Origin of the sequence: Bradyrhizobium sp. CCBAU 11361, assembly GCF_028128935.1 — a bacterium.
Classification (GTDB): Bacteria; Pseudomonadota; Alphaproteobacteria; order Rhizobiales; family Xanthobacteraceae; genus Bradyrhizobium; species Bradyrhizobium niftali.
Genome location: NZ_LBJZ01000191.1, coordinates 1 through 13750, shown reverse-complemented (window position 1 = coordinate 13750; position 13750 = coordinate 1). Strand labels below are relative to the sequence as shown.

Below are 13750 nucleotides of genomic sequence, written 5' to 3'. Positions count from 1 at the left end.
CCGCTTGCTCGGCTGGGCACCGAAAGAAAAAGGGCTGATCGAGGATCTCGACCAGCCCTACTATTTCAGGACCTGACGGCGCGTCGCGCCGCCACTGGCAGCTTGCAGATCAGTCCGTCGTGATCGCCGTTTCCATGTCGGTCGGATCGATCTGCCGGCTCAGCCCCGCGTTGAGCTTGTCGCGGTCGAGCTCACCCTCCCACCAGGCGACGATCACGCAGGCCACGCCGTTGCCGCACAGATTGGTCAGCGCGCGGCATTCGCTCATGAACTTGTCGATGCCGAGCACGATCGCCATGCCCGGCACGAGGCGCGGATCGACCACGGCGAGCGTCGCCGCGAGCGTGATGAAGCCCGCGCCGGTGATGCCGGAGGCGCCCTTCGACGTCAGCATCGCCACCACGAGGATCGTGAGCTGTTGGCCGAAGCTGAGATCGAAGCCCAGCGCCTGCGCGATGAAGAGCGTCGCCAGCGTCATGTAGATGTTGGTGCCGTCGAGGTTGAACGAATAACCCGTTGGCACCACGAGGCCGACCACCGACTTGGAGCAGCCGAGCCGCTCCAGCTTTTCCATCAGGGACGGCAGCGCGCTTTCCGAGGACGAGGTGCCGAGCACGATCAGGAGCTCGTCCTTGATATAGGCCAGGAACTTGAAGATCGAGAACCCTGCGACACGCGCGATGACGCCGAGCACGACGAACACGAACAGCGCGGCCGTGACGTAGAACGTCGCGATCAGCCCGACCAGATTGAGGATCGCCCCGGTGCCGAACTTGCCGATGGTGTAGGCCATCGCGCCGAACGCACCGATCGGCGCCGCGCGCATCACGATGGAGATGACACCGAACACCGCATGCGCGGCGTCGTCGATGAACGAGCGGATCGTGTGGCCGCGCTCACCGAGGCTCATGATCGCGAAACCGAACAGCACCGAGAACAGCAGCACCTGGAGGATCTCGCCTTGGGCGAAGGCGCCGACCACGGTGTCCGGAATGATGTGCAGCACGAAGTCCACGGACTTCTGACCGGCGGCCTGCTTGGCGTAGGTCGCAACGGCCGCCTCGTTTGCCGCCGCATTGCCGAAGCCTGCGCCCGGCTTCACCAAATTGCCAATGATGAGTCCGATCACCAGGGCAAAGGTCGAGACGACCTCGAAATAGACCAGCGCCTTGACGCCGATGCGCCCGACCTTCTTGGCGTCCTGGATGTGGGCGATGCCCGAGACGACGGTGCAGAAGATGATCGGGGCGATCACCATCTTGATCAGCTTGATGAAGCCGTCGCCGAGCGCCTTGATCCAGTCGTTGGTGGCAACCGTCGGCCAGAGCCAGCCGACGATGGCGCCGAGCACGATGGCGATCAGCACCTGGACGTAAAGAACCTTGTACCACGGCTTGGCTGCGGCCGGCGCGACCGGCGCCCCAGCCATCGTTGTCGTTGTCATTGTTTCACTCCCCCTCAAAACGCCGGGCCAGCCAAGATCAACTTGGCCGGCCCTGTCAATTGGAACTGCTCGGAATGGCGCGCTTTACCCGCGACGATCGACGATCCGGCGTGCTGCCGGCATCAGCGTCGCGCCCAGTGCGCTCTTGACCAGCGAGGCCGCAATGAACGGCGCAAGGCCGACCTGCCAGGCCTTGCCCGCGCCAAGACCGAGGCCAAAGGCCAGCCAGCCGAACCCGGCGGCCAGAATGACGACGTGCCCGACGGCCATCGCGGCAAACAGCAGCACCACGCTGCGATCCCAGCCGCGCTCGGCGAGCCAGCCGGTCACGAAGGCCGCAGCGATGAAACCGAACAGATAGCCCGCGGTCGGGCCGACGAGCGGTGCAATTCCACCCACAGGACCTGCGAATACCGGCAGGCCGAGCGCGCCCTCGGCGAGGTAGGCGATCATGGTTGCGCTGCCAAGGCGCCAGCCATAGGCGGCGCCGATCATCAGCACCGCCAGCGTCTGCAACGTCATGGGCACGTAAGGCAGCGGCAGGCTCACCTTGGCCGACAGCGCCAGCAGCGCTGTGCCGAGCGCGATCAGCACGAAGGCGCGGAAGCCGCCCACGGTTTCACCCGGCCGGGTCGGCCACATCAATGCGGCGAGAGGAGAATGCGGTGCAGCAGCGGACGGGACAGGTCGGTCAGACAAGGTGAACTCCGGAGGTGGGGCGAAAACTGGCGGCTATTTAAGCCAGTGAGCTATCCGGTCAACTGCCTCCCGCATCTCCTCCGCCGAACGCGCGTAAGAGAACCGGATAAACGAGCGGCCATGGATGGGATCGAAATCGAGGCCGGGCGTTGCCGCGACATTTGCCTGTTCCAGCATCTGCTTGGCGAACTCGAAACTGTCGGAGGTGAAGTCCGAGACATCGGCATAGAGATAGAAGGCGCCGTCGGCCGGCAGGAACCTGGTCAGGCCGGCCTTGGGCAATCCCTCGATCAGAATGCGCCGGTTTTCCTGATAGCCGTGCTTGATCTCCTCCATCTCGGCCGCGCCGTCGAAGGCGGCCTCGGCCGCGATCTGCGACAGCGACGGCACCGAGATCGACAGGTTCTGCTGCAGCCGCTCGATCGGCCGCACCAGAATCTCCGGCACGACCATCCAGCCGACGCGCCAGCCCGTCATGCAAAAATACTTCGAGAACGAGTTGATCACGAGGGCGTGGTCCGACAATGCCGCCGCCGTCACCGCCGGAAACGCATAGTCGAGCCCGTGATAGATCTCGTCCGAGATGAAGCGGATTTTGGCATCCTCCGCCGCCGCGATCAGGCCGGACAGCGCCTCGCGGGACATCATCGTTCCGGTCGGATTGGCGGGGCTGCCGACCAGCACACCCTTCAGCGGCGCCTTGCGATGGGCGGCAAGCAGCGCCTCGCCGGTGAGCGCGTGGCGTGTCTCGTTGGTGGTCTCGATCAGCACCGGCTCGCAGCCGAGCGCGGTGAGGATGTGGCGGTACGGCGGATAGCCCGGCACCGTCACGGCGACGCGATCGCCAGGCTCGAACATCGACAGGAAGGCGAGGATGAAGCCACCCGAGGAGCCCGTCGTCACCACGATCCGCTCGGCGCTGACGTCACAGCCATAGGCGTCGCGATAGTGCCGCGCGATCCGCTCGCGCAAGGAGGGGATGCCGAGCGCGGAGGTATAGTCGATCCGCCCCGCCTCGAGCGCCGCGTGCGCGGCCGCAATCGCGGTCTTCGGCGCGCCGGCCGCGGGCTGGCCGACCTCCATATGGATGACATGGCCCCCGGCGGCCTCGATTCGGGCCGCCGCGGCCATCACGTCCATGACCATGAACGGGGGAACATCGCTACGGCGGGAGGGCCCGAGCCACTGTCCCAACCGGTTCCTCAATGTCGCATCGTGCATCGATTTCTGCTATTCGCTGGCGGACCGGTCCGTCCGGTCCGGGGAACGGGGCGCTTGCGCCCCAGACTGGCCGCATTGTACGGCTCATAAGGGGTAAGGCTCATAGGCCATATCGCGTATCCGGTCTGCCGCCAATCGCCAAAACCAATCACGAAACTGCTTGCCAAGACGACTTGCCAAGACCGTTTGACCAAGACCGCTTGATGTTGCTCCAGATCGCATTGCGCAAAAAGACCTCCGCCCTCACCGCCCTCGTCACGGCCGCGGCGATCGCCTTGCTGCCGCTCCCGGCGGCACGGGCGCAGCAGAAGGGCCCGCCGGTCCTGCGCGACACCGAGACCGAGCAGCTGCTGCGCGAATATACGCGCCCGATCCTGCGCGTCGCCGGTCTGGAAAAGCAGAACATCCAGATGGTGATCATCAACGACGGCTCGTTCAACGCGTTCGTCGCGGACGGCCGCCGCATCTTCGTCAATTACGGCGCAATCCTCCAATCGGAGACGCCGAACCAGATCATCGGGGTGCTCGCGCACGAGACCGGGCATCTGGCGGGCGGCCATCTGTCCAAGCTGCGCGAGCAGCTCGCCGCCGCCCAGACCCAGATGATCATCGCGATGCTGCTCGGCGCCGGCGCGATCGCCGCCGGCAGCACCCAGCGCAGCAGCACCGGCAACAACGGCCTCGCCAATGCGGGGGCGGCCGCCCTCGCCGGTCCACAGGAGATGATCCGCCGCACGCTGTTGTCTTACCAGCGCCAGCAGGAGGAGAATGCCGACCGTGCCGGCGTGAAATTCCTGACCGCGACGGGGCAGTCGCCGAAGGGCATGTACGAGACCTTCAAGCGCTTCACCAGCGAGAGCCTGTTCGCCGCACGCGGCGCCGACCCCTATCTGCAGTCGCACCCGATGCCGGCCGAGCGGGTCGCCGCGCTGCAGGAGTTCGCAAGCTCCAGCCCCTATTGGGACAAGAAGGACGATCCCGCGCTCCAGCTCCGCCACGACATGGTGCGCGCCAAGATCTCCGCCTTCATGGAGCGACCGGAGACGGTGTACCGTCGCTATCCCCAGACCAACGACAGCCTGCCGGCGCGCTACGCCCGCGCCATCAGCACCTATCTGCACGGCGATCTGCGCAGCGCGCTCGCCCAGATCGACGCGCTGATCCAGATCCAGCCGAACAACCCGTACTTCTACGAGGTGCGCGGCCAGGCCTTGCTGGAGAGCGGCAAGCCCGCCGATGCGATCGCTCCCCTGCGCAAGGCTGTCGCGCTCTCGAACAACGCGCCCCTCATCGAGATGTTACTTGGGCAGGCTCTGGTTGGAACCGATAATAAGGCCTACACCGACGACGCCGTTCGGATTCTCCGCGCCGCGGTGGCACGGGAGCCCGAAGCGCCAATCGGCTTTACCCAACTCGCGATGGCCTATGGCCGGAAGGGAGATTATGCCGAGGCGGATCTCGCGTCGGCGCAGGCCGCCTACTTGCGCGGCGACAACAAGACCGCCCGCGAGCTCGCCACGCGCGCGAAAACCCGTTTCGCCATCGGCACGCCCGGATGGGTCAAGGCCGACGACATCGTGGCGGCCAAGCCGCCGCGTAACTAGCTAGAACGACGCCAGACACCACGACGTCACGACACAGAGCTTTAAGTCCGCCGGGACGTTTTCCGAAACCTGCTTTGGATAAGAGGATTTGCCTATGCCTTCGCTGCGTCTGCTTGCTCCCGCGCTGTTTGCGCTCGCCATGTTCGGCGCAACCGCGCCCGCGTCGGCCGACAGCTTCTCCGATGCCCAGCGCACCGACATCGAGGCGATCATCAAGAACTACCTCGTCACCCATCCCGAGGTGCTCGAGGAGGCGATGACCGAGCTCAGCAAGCGCCAGGCCGCGGCCGAAACGCAGAAGCACGAGGCCAGCATCGCGCAGAACGCGGACGCGATCTTCAACTCGCCGCGCCAGGTCGTGCTCGGCAACAAGGAGGGCGACGTCACCTTCGTCGAGTTCTTCGACTACAATTGCGGCTACTGCAAACGCGCGATGACCGACATGCTCGACCTCATGAAGAGCGATCCGAAGCTGAAGGTCGTGCTGAAGGAGTTTCCGGTGCTGAGCCAGGGCTCCGTCGAGGCCGCCCAGGTCGCCGTCGCTGTGCGCATGCAGGATCCCACCGGCAAGAAATATCTCGACTTCCACCAGAAGCTGCTCGGCGGCCGCGGCGCGGCCGACAAGGCGCGCGCGCTGCAAGCGGCCAAGGAGGCCGGTCTCGACACCGCGAAAATCGAGAAGGATCTCGCCGGCCCCGAGGTGCGCGCCACCATCGAGGAGAACTTCAAGCTCGCCGAGGCGATGGGCATGAACGGCACGCCGAGCTACGTGATCGGCAAGCAGATCGTGATCGGCGCCATCGGCCTCGAAGGCCTCAAGGAGAAGATCGGCGTTGCCCGCTGCGGCAAGGCGACCTGCTGATCACGCGCTTCACAACTCACGCATGCAACGAGGCCGGCTGAAAAGCCGGCCTTTTTGCTGGGTCAAACCGTGGCGCGATCCGGCACAATCATTCATCTGGCGTTCAACAAACAAATGCCGCGGAACCGCCGATGCTCAGGAACAACCGATATCTCCTTTCGTTGTTGGCGCGGGCAATGACGCAAATAGACACGTGAGGAGAAATTCAATGTTGAACCGCTTTATGATCTCGGTTGCCGCGCTCGCACTCGTCGCCGGCACCGGACTGGCGAACGCACAGGGCACCATGAACCGCGACAGCGGCGGCGCCGGTGCGCAGCCCGCGCAGCAAACACAGCCGTCGGGCGGTGCGGCCGAGCGCGGCGCCACGGGCAAGGACTCCATGACGAAGGAAAAGGGCACCGTCGGTCAGGCTGGCGGCGCCACCACCGCGAAGCCGGGTGCGGCCGCCGAGGAGAAGTCGCCGGGTGCGATGAAGGACGAGCGCTCGGGCGGCGCGATGCACAAGAACGCCGCCGAGGACAAGGCCGGCGCGACCAAGGGCCAGCGCACCGACGAACGCGCGCAGGGTCAGATGGACAAGTCGCAGCAGGACAAGTCCAAGAGCATGAGCCAGGATACGACCAAGTCCGGCGCCAAGGACCACAAGGACATGAAGGCCGAGGACAACAAGGCCGGCACGTCCACCAAGAGCAACGCCGAGAACCGTCCGGCCTCGGGCACCTCGACCGACATGAAGGCCGAGGGCAAGAGCTCGACCTCGTCCTCAACGACGACGGTTGGCCAGGCCGGCGCCGCCGCCAAGCTCTCGACCGAGCAGCGGACTCAGATCACGTCGGTGATCCGCGAGGAGCGCGTGGCCCCGGTGACCAACGTGAACTTCTCGATCTCGGTCGGCACCCGCGTGCCGCGCGAGGGCATCGAGCTGCACGCCCTGCCGTCCCGCGTCGTGACGATCTATCCGGAGTGGCGCAGCTACCGCTACGTGCTGGTCCGCGAGCAGATCGTGATCATCGATCCGAACACCTATGAGATCGTCGCGGTCCTCGACGTCTAAGGCCGGATGACGGCAACCTCAGGGGGCGGGCAGCAATGCCCGCCCCTTTGCGTTCCGCCGGCAGCCATGCTTTGGGCTGGTTAACAAGCAATTTCCGTAGCTTCCGCACAGGTTTTTGCACCCCGGATGAGGTGCCTGAAGGCCTCTGGGAGGTCCTTCAAGGCTTCCCCTAGGGCGCTTTGTTACCTATAACCCCCGCCACGCCGAAACACCGATTACGGGATTGGAATGGCCGAACCTGCAACCGACACGATCCTCGTCCTCAACGGGCCGAACCTCAACATGCTGGGGACGCGCGAGCCCGAAAAGTATGGTCACGCGACCCTGGCCGACGTCGAGGCGCTGTGCCGGGAGACGGCGGCGTCATTCGGTCTCAAGGCCGACTGCCGGCAGTCCAACCGCGAGGGCGAGCTGATCGACTTCATCCACGAAGCGCATGCGCGCAAGATGAAGGGCATCATCATCAATGCCGGCGGCTATTCGCACACCTCGATCGCGCTGCACGACGCGCTGCTCGCGGTGCAGATCCCGACGGTCGAAGTGCACGTGACCAATATTCACGCCCGCGAGAGCTTCCGCCACCACTCCTACACCGCGCGCGCAGCCTTCGCCTCGCTCTGCGGTTTCGGCATCGAGGGCTACCGCCTCGCCATCCAGGGCCTTGCCGTCAAGCTCGGCCTCAAGCCCAAAGCCTGACGCTCCCTCATCACACAGAACATTCGGATCAAAGAACATGGCGCGCCAGCCAGACGACAAAGCAGCCGCAAAGTTTTCCAGTGAGGATTCCGCGCTCGTCCGCGAGCTCGCCCTGCTGCTCGATGAGACCAGCCTCACCGAGATCGAGATCGAACGCGCGGGTCTGCGCCTGCGCGTCGCCCGCAACATCAGCGTCGCCGCGACCATGCCGATGCCGGTCGCTGCCGCTCCGGCCGGCCTGCCGGTGGCCGCCGCCGCGCCCGCTGCCGGCGCGGCCGATTTGTCGAAGCATCCCGGCGCCGTCACCTCGCCGATGGTCGGCACCGCCTACTGGGCGCCGGAGCCCGGCGCCAAGCCGTTCATCGAGGTCGGTACCAAGGTCTCGGTCGGCCAGACGCTGCTGATCATCGAAGCCATGAAGACTATGAACCAGATCCCCTCGTCGCGCGCCGGCACGGTGACGCAGATCCTGGTCGAGGACGGCCAGCCGGTCGAGTTCGGTGAGCCGCTCGTCATCATTGAGTAACGGCCAGGGCAGCTCAGCTGCCCCCGTCGCATTTCGCGCGCCAGTCCCTTAAGGACACCATGTTCGACAAGATCCTCATAGCCAATCGCGGCGAGATCGCCCTTCGCATCCTCAGGGCCTGCAAGGAGCTCGGGATCGCGACCGTCGCCGTGCACTCCACCGCCGACGCCGACGCCATGCATGTGCGCCTGTCGGATGAGAGCGTGTGCATCGGACCGCCGCCGTCCAAGGACAGCTATCTCAACGTGCCCGCGCTGCTCGCGGCCTGCGAGATCACCGGGGCGGACGCCGTGCATCCCGGCTACGGCTTCCTGTCCGAGAATGCGCGCTTCGCGGAAATCCTCTCCGAGCACAATCTGCATTTCATCGGCCCCAAGGCCGAGCACATCCGCCTGATGGGCGACAAGATCGAGGCCAAGAAGACCGCCAAGAAGCTCGGCATCCCCGTGGTGCCCGGCTCCGACGGCGCGGTCGGTCCCGACGACGATGCGCTGGCGATCGCCAGGAAGATCGGCTTCCCGGTGCTGGTGAAGGCAGCGGCGGGCGGCGGTGGCCGCGGCATGAAGGTCGCGCACAGCGAGGCCGACCTCCTGATGGCGCTGTCGACGGCGGCCAATGAGGCCAAATCCGCTTTTGGCGATGCGTCCGTCTACCTCGAAAAATACCTCCAGAAGCCGCGCCATATCGAGATCCAGATCCTCGGCGACGGCCGCGGCGGCGCGATCCATCTCGGCGAACGCGACTGCTCGCTGCAACGCCGCCACCAGAAGGTCTGGGAGGAAGGCCCCTCGCCCGTCCTCTCCGCCGCCGCGCGCGCCAAGATCGGCGAGACCTGTGCGAAGGCGATGCGCGAGATGAAATATCTCGGCGTCGGCACCATCGAGTTCCTGTTCGAGGACGGCGAGTTCTACTTCATCGAGATGAACACCCGCATCCAGGTCGAGCATCCCGTCACCGAGAGCATCACCGACATCGACCTCGTGCTGGAGCAGATCCGCATCGCCGCCGGCGGCGAGCTGCCGGCGAAGCAGGAGGAAGTCCAGGTCATCGGCCACGCGATCGAATGCCGCATCAACGCCGAAAATCCGGAGACCTTCCGCCCCTCGCCGGGCCGCATCCTGCAATACCATCAGCCCGGGGGCCTCGGCGTCCGGATCGATTCCGCCGTGTATCAGGGCTACACGATCCCGCCCTATTACGACTCCCTCGTCGGCAAGCTGATCGTGCACGGCAAGACGCGCGCCGAATGCCTGATGCGGCTGCGCCGGGCGCTGGACGAGATGGTGGTCGAAGGCATCGAGACCACGCTGCCGCTGTTCCGCGCGCTGGTGCGCGAGGACGACATCATCAACGGCGACTACCACATCCACTGGCTGGAACAGTACCTGGCCGGCAAGGTGGAACCCGCCGCGAAATAGCTCCCCGCTCCGTGGAACCCTTTCGCCCCAATCGCGTTTTGGACGGTTGGGCAGTTCCGAGGGGGCGTTTTGAACTCCACTGGCGCAACAGGGCGAAACCGTCGTGACGGCTGAGGCGCAGCGGCGGCGCGCACTTTGGCAGATCCTGCTGATCGCGGCGGGGCTCCTGGTGCTGACCGTGATCAGCGCCGGCTCGGTCTATCTCGTCAACAAGGCGCGGGAAGACAGCAAATGGGTCGTCCACACCATCGAGGTGGAGAACCAGATCAACGCCCTGCTGCTCGAAGTCCGACGCGCCGAGAGCAGCGCCCGCGGCTTTCTCCTGACGCAGGGCCCGGATTTCCAGTCGGATCACGAGAAGGCCGTCGCGGCGATCATCCCGGCGCTCGCCAAGCTCACGCGCCAGATCGGCGACGATCCGGCGCAACGCGATAGCATCAAGAAGCTGAGCGCGGCGATCGAGACCCGGCTCGATCAGTTCTCGCGCGAGATGGATTTCGTCAAGCAGGGTCAACCCGACAGGGCCACGGCGCTCATCCGCGAGGCCGCCGCCGGCAACACCACGACCACGATCAGCAACCAGGCCAACGCGATGATCCGCGAAGAGGAACGGCTGTTCCGGATCCGCACCGCCAACTCCGACCGGAGCCAGACGCTGGCCGCCTCGATGACCGGCATCGGCTCCGGCCTTGTCGTGCTGCTGGCGCTGGTCTCGACCTGGCTGGTGCGGCGCTCGGCCCGCGCCCGTGACGAGGCCGAGGCGCGCCTGCGCGACGCCAACGTCAACCTGGAGACCGTCGTCGACGAGCGCACGGCGGACCTGCGCGAGGCCAACGACGAGATTCAGCGCTTTGCCTATATCGTCAGCCACGATCTGCGCTCGCCACTCGTCAACATCATGGGCTTCACCAGCGAGCTCGAAGAACTCGGCGGCGACATCTTCCGCCGCATCAGCAGCCTCGCCCACCTCCCTGCCGACGGACCACCGCTGGCACCTGGCTCTTCCGGCGAGATCGCGCTCGAAGGCCCCGACAAGCAGCTCTCGACGGACTTTTCCGAGGCGCTCGGCTTCATCAAGTCGTCGATCGGCAAGATGGACCGGCTGATCTCGGCGATCCTCAACCTCACCCGCGAGGGCCGGCGCGAATTCCAGCCGGAGAAGATCGACATCCGCGAATTCGTCGAGGTCATCGTGTCGACGCTGGCGCATCAGGCCGTGGAGGCGCAGGCCGAGATCCACGTCGGGTCCCTGCCCAATATCGTCAGCGACCGCCTTGCCCTGGAGCAGATCTTCTCCAATCTGATCGACAACGCGATCAAATATCTGAAGAGCGGGGTGCCCGGAGAGATCAGAATTCGCGGGCGCACCAAGCTCGGCTACGCTATCTTCGAGATCAGTGACAACGGCCGCGGCATCGATCCGAAGGATCATCAGCGGATATTCGACCTGTTCCGGCGCGCGGGAACCCAGGACAAGCCGGGACAGGGTATAGGTCTTGCACATGTGCGTGCACTTGTGCGCCGTCTCGGCGGCACCATGTCGGTATCGTCGGAACTGAACGCGGGCAGCACGTTCACGATCACGCTGCCCGTCGCCTGGAACGCCAGCAACCGGAACGTAGATCGATGACGCAGCCTGTTACCATCATCATGATCGAGGACGACGAGGGGCACGCCCGGCTGATCGAGCGCAACATCCGCCGTTCCGGCGTCAACAACGAGATCATCGCGTTCGGCAACGGCACCGATGCGATGAGACACCTGTTCGGCGCCGACGGCAGCGGGCTTTCCCAGAAGGGAAATGCCCTCCTGATCCTGCTCGACCTCAACCTGCCTGACATGAGCGGAATCGACATCCTGAAGCAGATCAAGGAAAACAGGTATCTCAAGGCATCGCCCGTGGTCGTGCTGACGACCACCGACGACTCCCAGGAGATCAAGCGCTGCTACGAGCTCGGCTGCAACGTCTACATCACCAAACCCGTCAACTACGAGAATTTCGCCAACGCCATCCGGCAGCTCGGGCTGTTCTTCTCGGTCATCCAGGTCCCGCCCGCCGCCACATGAACCAGAGAACACCGACACTGCTGTATATCGACGACGACGACGCGCTCGCGCGCCTGGTCGACCGCGGCCTGACGCGGCGCGGCTACAGGGTCGTTCATGCCGCCAGCGGCGAGGAAGGTCTCGAGCACATCCGCCGCGCGGCTGCCCAAGACAGCATTGGCGGCGGCAACGACGGCGGCATCGACGTCGTTGCGCTCGATCAGTACATGCCGGGTCTCGACGGCCTCGATACGCTCGAGCAGATCATGGCGATCCCGGGCGCCCCGCCCGTGGTGTTCGTCACCGCGTCGCAGGATTCCAGCATCGCGGTCACCGCGCTAAAGGCGGGCGCGGCCGATTATCTCGTCAAGGACGTCAAGGGCGACTTCATCCCCCTGCTTCACGTCGCGGCCGAGGGCGCGCTGCGGCAGGCCGAATTGCAGAGGGCGCGCGAGGAGGCCGAAGCCGAGATCCATGCCTCGCGCGACCGCTATGCCGCGCTCGCCGCCGAGCGCGAGCTGCTGCTGCGCGAGGTCAATCACCGCGTCGGCAATTCGCTCCAGATCATCGCCTCGCTGCTGCATCTTCAGGCGAACTCCGCCGGACAGGAAGAGGTCAAGGCCGCGCTGACCAACGCGATGGGCCGCGTCGCCGCGGTCGCGCAGGTGCACCGCCGCCTCTACACCTCGCAGGACCTCAAGAGCGTCGTCCTGAGCCAGTACCTGGACTCGCTGCTCGAGGACCTGCGCCGCTCGGCCGAAGGTAACCGGATGTCGCGCCTGACGCTGAAGGCCGAGCCGATCGAGATCGATCCGGACCGTGCGGTCGCCGTCGGCATCATCGTCAACGAGCTGGTGATGAACGCGGTGAAATACGCCTATCCCGACGGAGCCGGCCCGATCCATGTCGAGCTGACCCTGCAGGGCGAGAATCTCCTGCTGGCGATCGCCGACGACGGCGTCGGCGACAACGCCAAGGCCGATCCGCGCTCCACCGGAATGGGCCAGCGCATCGTCGCGGCGATGGCCACCAAACTGGACGCCTCGGTCGAGCGCGACCCCGTCCATTCCGGAACCCGCATCCTGCTCAGGTTCCGCCGCGTGCCCGTGCCGCCCGGCAAGACCAGCACCGCCGCCGCGAGCTGACCCGCGCCCCCATCGCAACCGCATTGCGATCCTGCTATTGTTGCGCCATGACTTCGCGCGACTCCGCTTCGTCTGAAATTACGCCGGCCGTGCTGCTGCGCGCCTATGCCTGCGGCATCTTTCCGATGGCCGAGAGCGCCGACGATCCGACCCTGTTCTGGGTCGAGCCGGAATTGCGCGGCGTCATCCCGCTCGAGGGATTCCGCGTGGCTTCGCGGCTCGCGCGCACCGTGCGCTCGGATGTGTTTCGCGTGACCGTCAACACCGCGTTCAAGGCCACGATTGCCGGCTGCGCCGCGCCGCAGGCCGGGCGCGAGGACACCTGGATCAACAAGCGCATCCGCGACCTCTATGGCGGCCTGTTCGAGCTCGGCCATTGCCACAGCGTCGAGGCCTGGCAGGGCGACGACCTCGTCGGCGGGCTCTACGGCGTGAGCCTGGGGCGCGCCTTCTTCGGCGAGAGCATGTTTCACACCGCGCGCGATGCCTCGAAGGTCGCGCTGGTGCACCTGGTCGCGCGACTCATCCATGGCGGTTTCGAGCTGCTCGACACGCAATATGTCACCGAGCATCTGAAGAGCTTCGGCGCGGTCGAGATTCCGCGGCGGCGCTACACCGCGCTGCTCGACAGGGCGCTGGCGGGCGAGCCCGGCGATTTCCTCGAGCTCTCGGCCGGCGATGCGATCTCGGGCGCACGCGCGCTCGAGATCATCGCCGCGCGACAATAATAAGATCAATCAAGGGCTGGGCTTAGCGGCCGAAGCCAGGGATCCCGAACAGGCCTGGCCGCTGCTCCGGCGGCGGCGGAGGTGGCGGCGCCGGTTGCGGTTGCTGCGGAGGCGGCAACGGCTGCGGCGGACGCTGCTGCACGGCCTGCTTGGGCGCGGCCTTCTTCTGCGCGGGCGGCGGCGGCGCAGCCGGCTTGGTCGCGGGATCCGGCGCAGCGGTCGCAATGGTCTGCTGCGGCTCTTTGCAGTCGGTCAGCCAGATGTCGTAGATCGGATGCTCGACGCCGTGCAGGCCGGGGCTTGC

Annotated in this window: 13 protein-coding genes and 1 pseudogene; 10 read left to right on the top strand and 4 right to left on the bottom strand. The window is 65.8% G+C overall.

The features are described 5' to 3' along the window. Window positions 1–109: 109 nt before the first annotated feature. The 3 genes from XI08_RS30985 to XI08_RS30975 all read right to left on the bottom strand — a co-directional run bounded on the left by XI08_RS30985 (window position 110) and on the right by XI08_RS30975 (window position 3364). Window positions 110–1444: a dicarboxylate/amino acid:cation symporter gene (locus XI08_RS30985; protein WP_271577295.1), complete on the bottom strand. Its 1335-nt coding sequence runs from the start codon at window positions 1442–1444 to the stop codon at window positions 110–112. Between the two features lie 84 nt (window positions 1445–1528). Next, complete coding sequence (locus XI08_RS30980; RefSeq protein ID WP_271577432.1) at window positions 1529–2086, bottom strand: biotin transporter BioY; 558 nt, start codon at window positions 2084–2086, stop codon at window positions 1529–1531. A gap of 90 nt (window positions 2087–2176) precedes the next feature. Beyond that, window positions 2177–3364 carry a pyridoxal phosphate-dependent aminotransferase gene (locus XI08_RS30975; RefSeq protein WP_271577294.1) on the bottom strand — a complete coding sequence of 396 codons (1188 nt, stop codon included), beginning with the start codon at window positions 3362–3364 and terminating at the stop codon, window positions 2177–2179. Window positions 3365–3567: 203 nt separating this feature from the next. Between XI08_RS30975 and XI08_RS30970 the strand changes: the two genes are divergently transcribed. The 10 genes from XI08_RS30970 (at window position 3568) to aat (ending at window position 13446) form a co-directional block, all read left to right on the top strand. Then, the gene (locus XI08_RS30970; RefSeq protein WP_271577293.1) at window positions 3568–4968 is read left to right on the top strand and encodes a M48 family metalloprotease; all 1401 of its coding nucleotides are present in this window, start codon (window positions 3568–3570) and stop codon (window positions 4966–4968) included. 94 nt (window positions 4969–5062) lie between these two features. Continuing rightward, window positions 5063–5830 (top strand): DsbA family protein, encoded by a 768-nt coding sequence (locus tag XI08_RS30965; RefSeq protein ID WP_027542582.1) that lies wholly within the window; start codon window positions 5063–5065, stop codon window positions 5828–5830. A 208-nt stretch (window positions 5831–6038) separates the two neighbouring features. Then, on the top strand, window positions 6039–6887 hold the full coding sequence (locus tag XI08_RS30960) for a DUF1236 domain-containing protein (protein ID WP_271577292.1): 849 nt from the start codon (window positions 6039–6041) through the stop codon (window positions 6885–6887). Between the two features lie 228 nt (window positions 6888–7115). Next, a complete protein-coding gene (aroQ, locus tag XI08_RS30955; protein WP_027542580.1) occupies window positions 7116–7583 on the top strand; it encodes a type II 3-dehydroquinate dehydratase in 468 nt (155 codons plus the stop codon). A gap of 37 nt (window positions 7584–7620) precedes the next feature. Continuing rightward, the gene (accB, locus tag XI08_RS30950) at window positions 7621–8109 is read left to right on the top strand and encodes an acetyl-CoA carboxylase biotin carboxyl carrier protein (protein WP_271577291.1); all 489 of its coding nucleotides are present in this window, start codon (window positions 7621–7623) and stop codon (window positions 8107–8109) included. Window positions 8110–8168: 59 nt separating this feature from the next. Beyond that, on the top strand, window positions 8169–9527 hold the full coding sequence (accC, locus tag XI08_RS30945; protein WP_271577290.1) for an acetyl-CoA carboxylase biotin carboxylase subunit: 1359 nt from the start codon (window positions 8169–8171) through the stop codon (window positions 9525–9527). Between the two features lie 103 nt (window positions 9528–9630). Continuing rightward, window positions 9631–11157: a sensor histidine kinase gene (locus XI08_RS30940; RefSeq protein ID WP_271577289.1), complete on the top strand. Its 1527-nt coding sequence runs from the start codon at window positions 9631–9633 to the stop codon at window positions 11155–11157. Continuing rightward, the gene (locus XI08_RS30935) at window positions 11154–11594 is read left to right on the top strand and encodes a response regulator (RefSeq protein ID WP_027542576.1); all 441 of its coding nucleotides are present in this window, start codon (window positions 11154–11156) and stop codon (window positions 11592–11594) included. The genes XI08_RS30940 and XI08_RS30935 overlap by 4 nt, the downstream gene beginning before the upstream one ends. Then, window positions 11591–12718: a sensor histidine kinase gene (locus XI08_RS30930; RefSeq protein WP_271577288.1), complete on the top strand. Its 1128-nt coding sequence runs from the start codon at window positions 11591–11593 to the stop codon at window positions 12716–12718. Before XI08_RS30935 ends, XI08_RS30930 begins: the two co-directional genes overlap by 4 nt. A gap of 47 nt (window positions 12719–12765) precedes the next feature. Then, a complete protein-coding gene (gene aat / locus XI08_RS30925; RefSeq protein WP_271577287.1) occupies window positions 12766–13446 on the top strand; it encodes a leucyl/phenylalanyl-tRNA--protein transferase in 681 nt (226 codons plus the stop codon). 22 nt (window positions 13447–13468) lie between these two features. On the opposite strand, the pseudogene XI08_RS30920 reads toward aat, so the two are convergent. After that, window positions 13469–13750: pseudogene (locus XI08_RS30920) on the bottom strand (DUF2155 domain-containing protein); the annotation flags it as partial.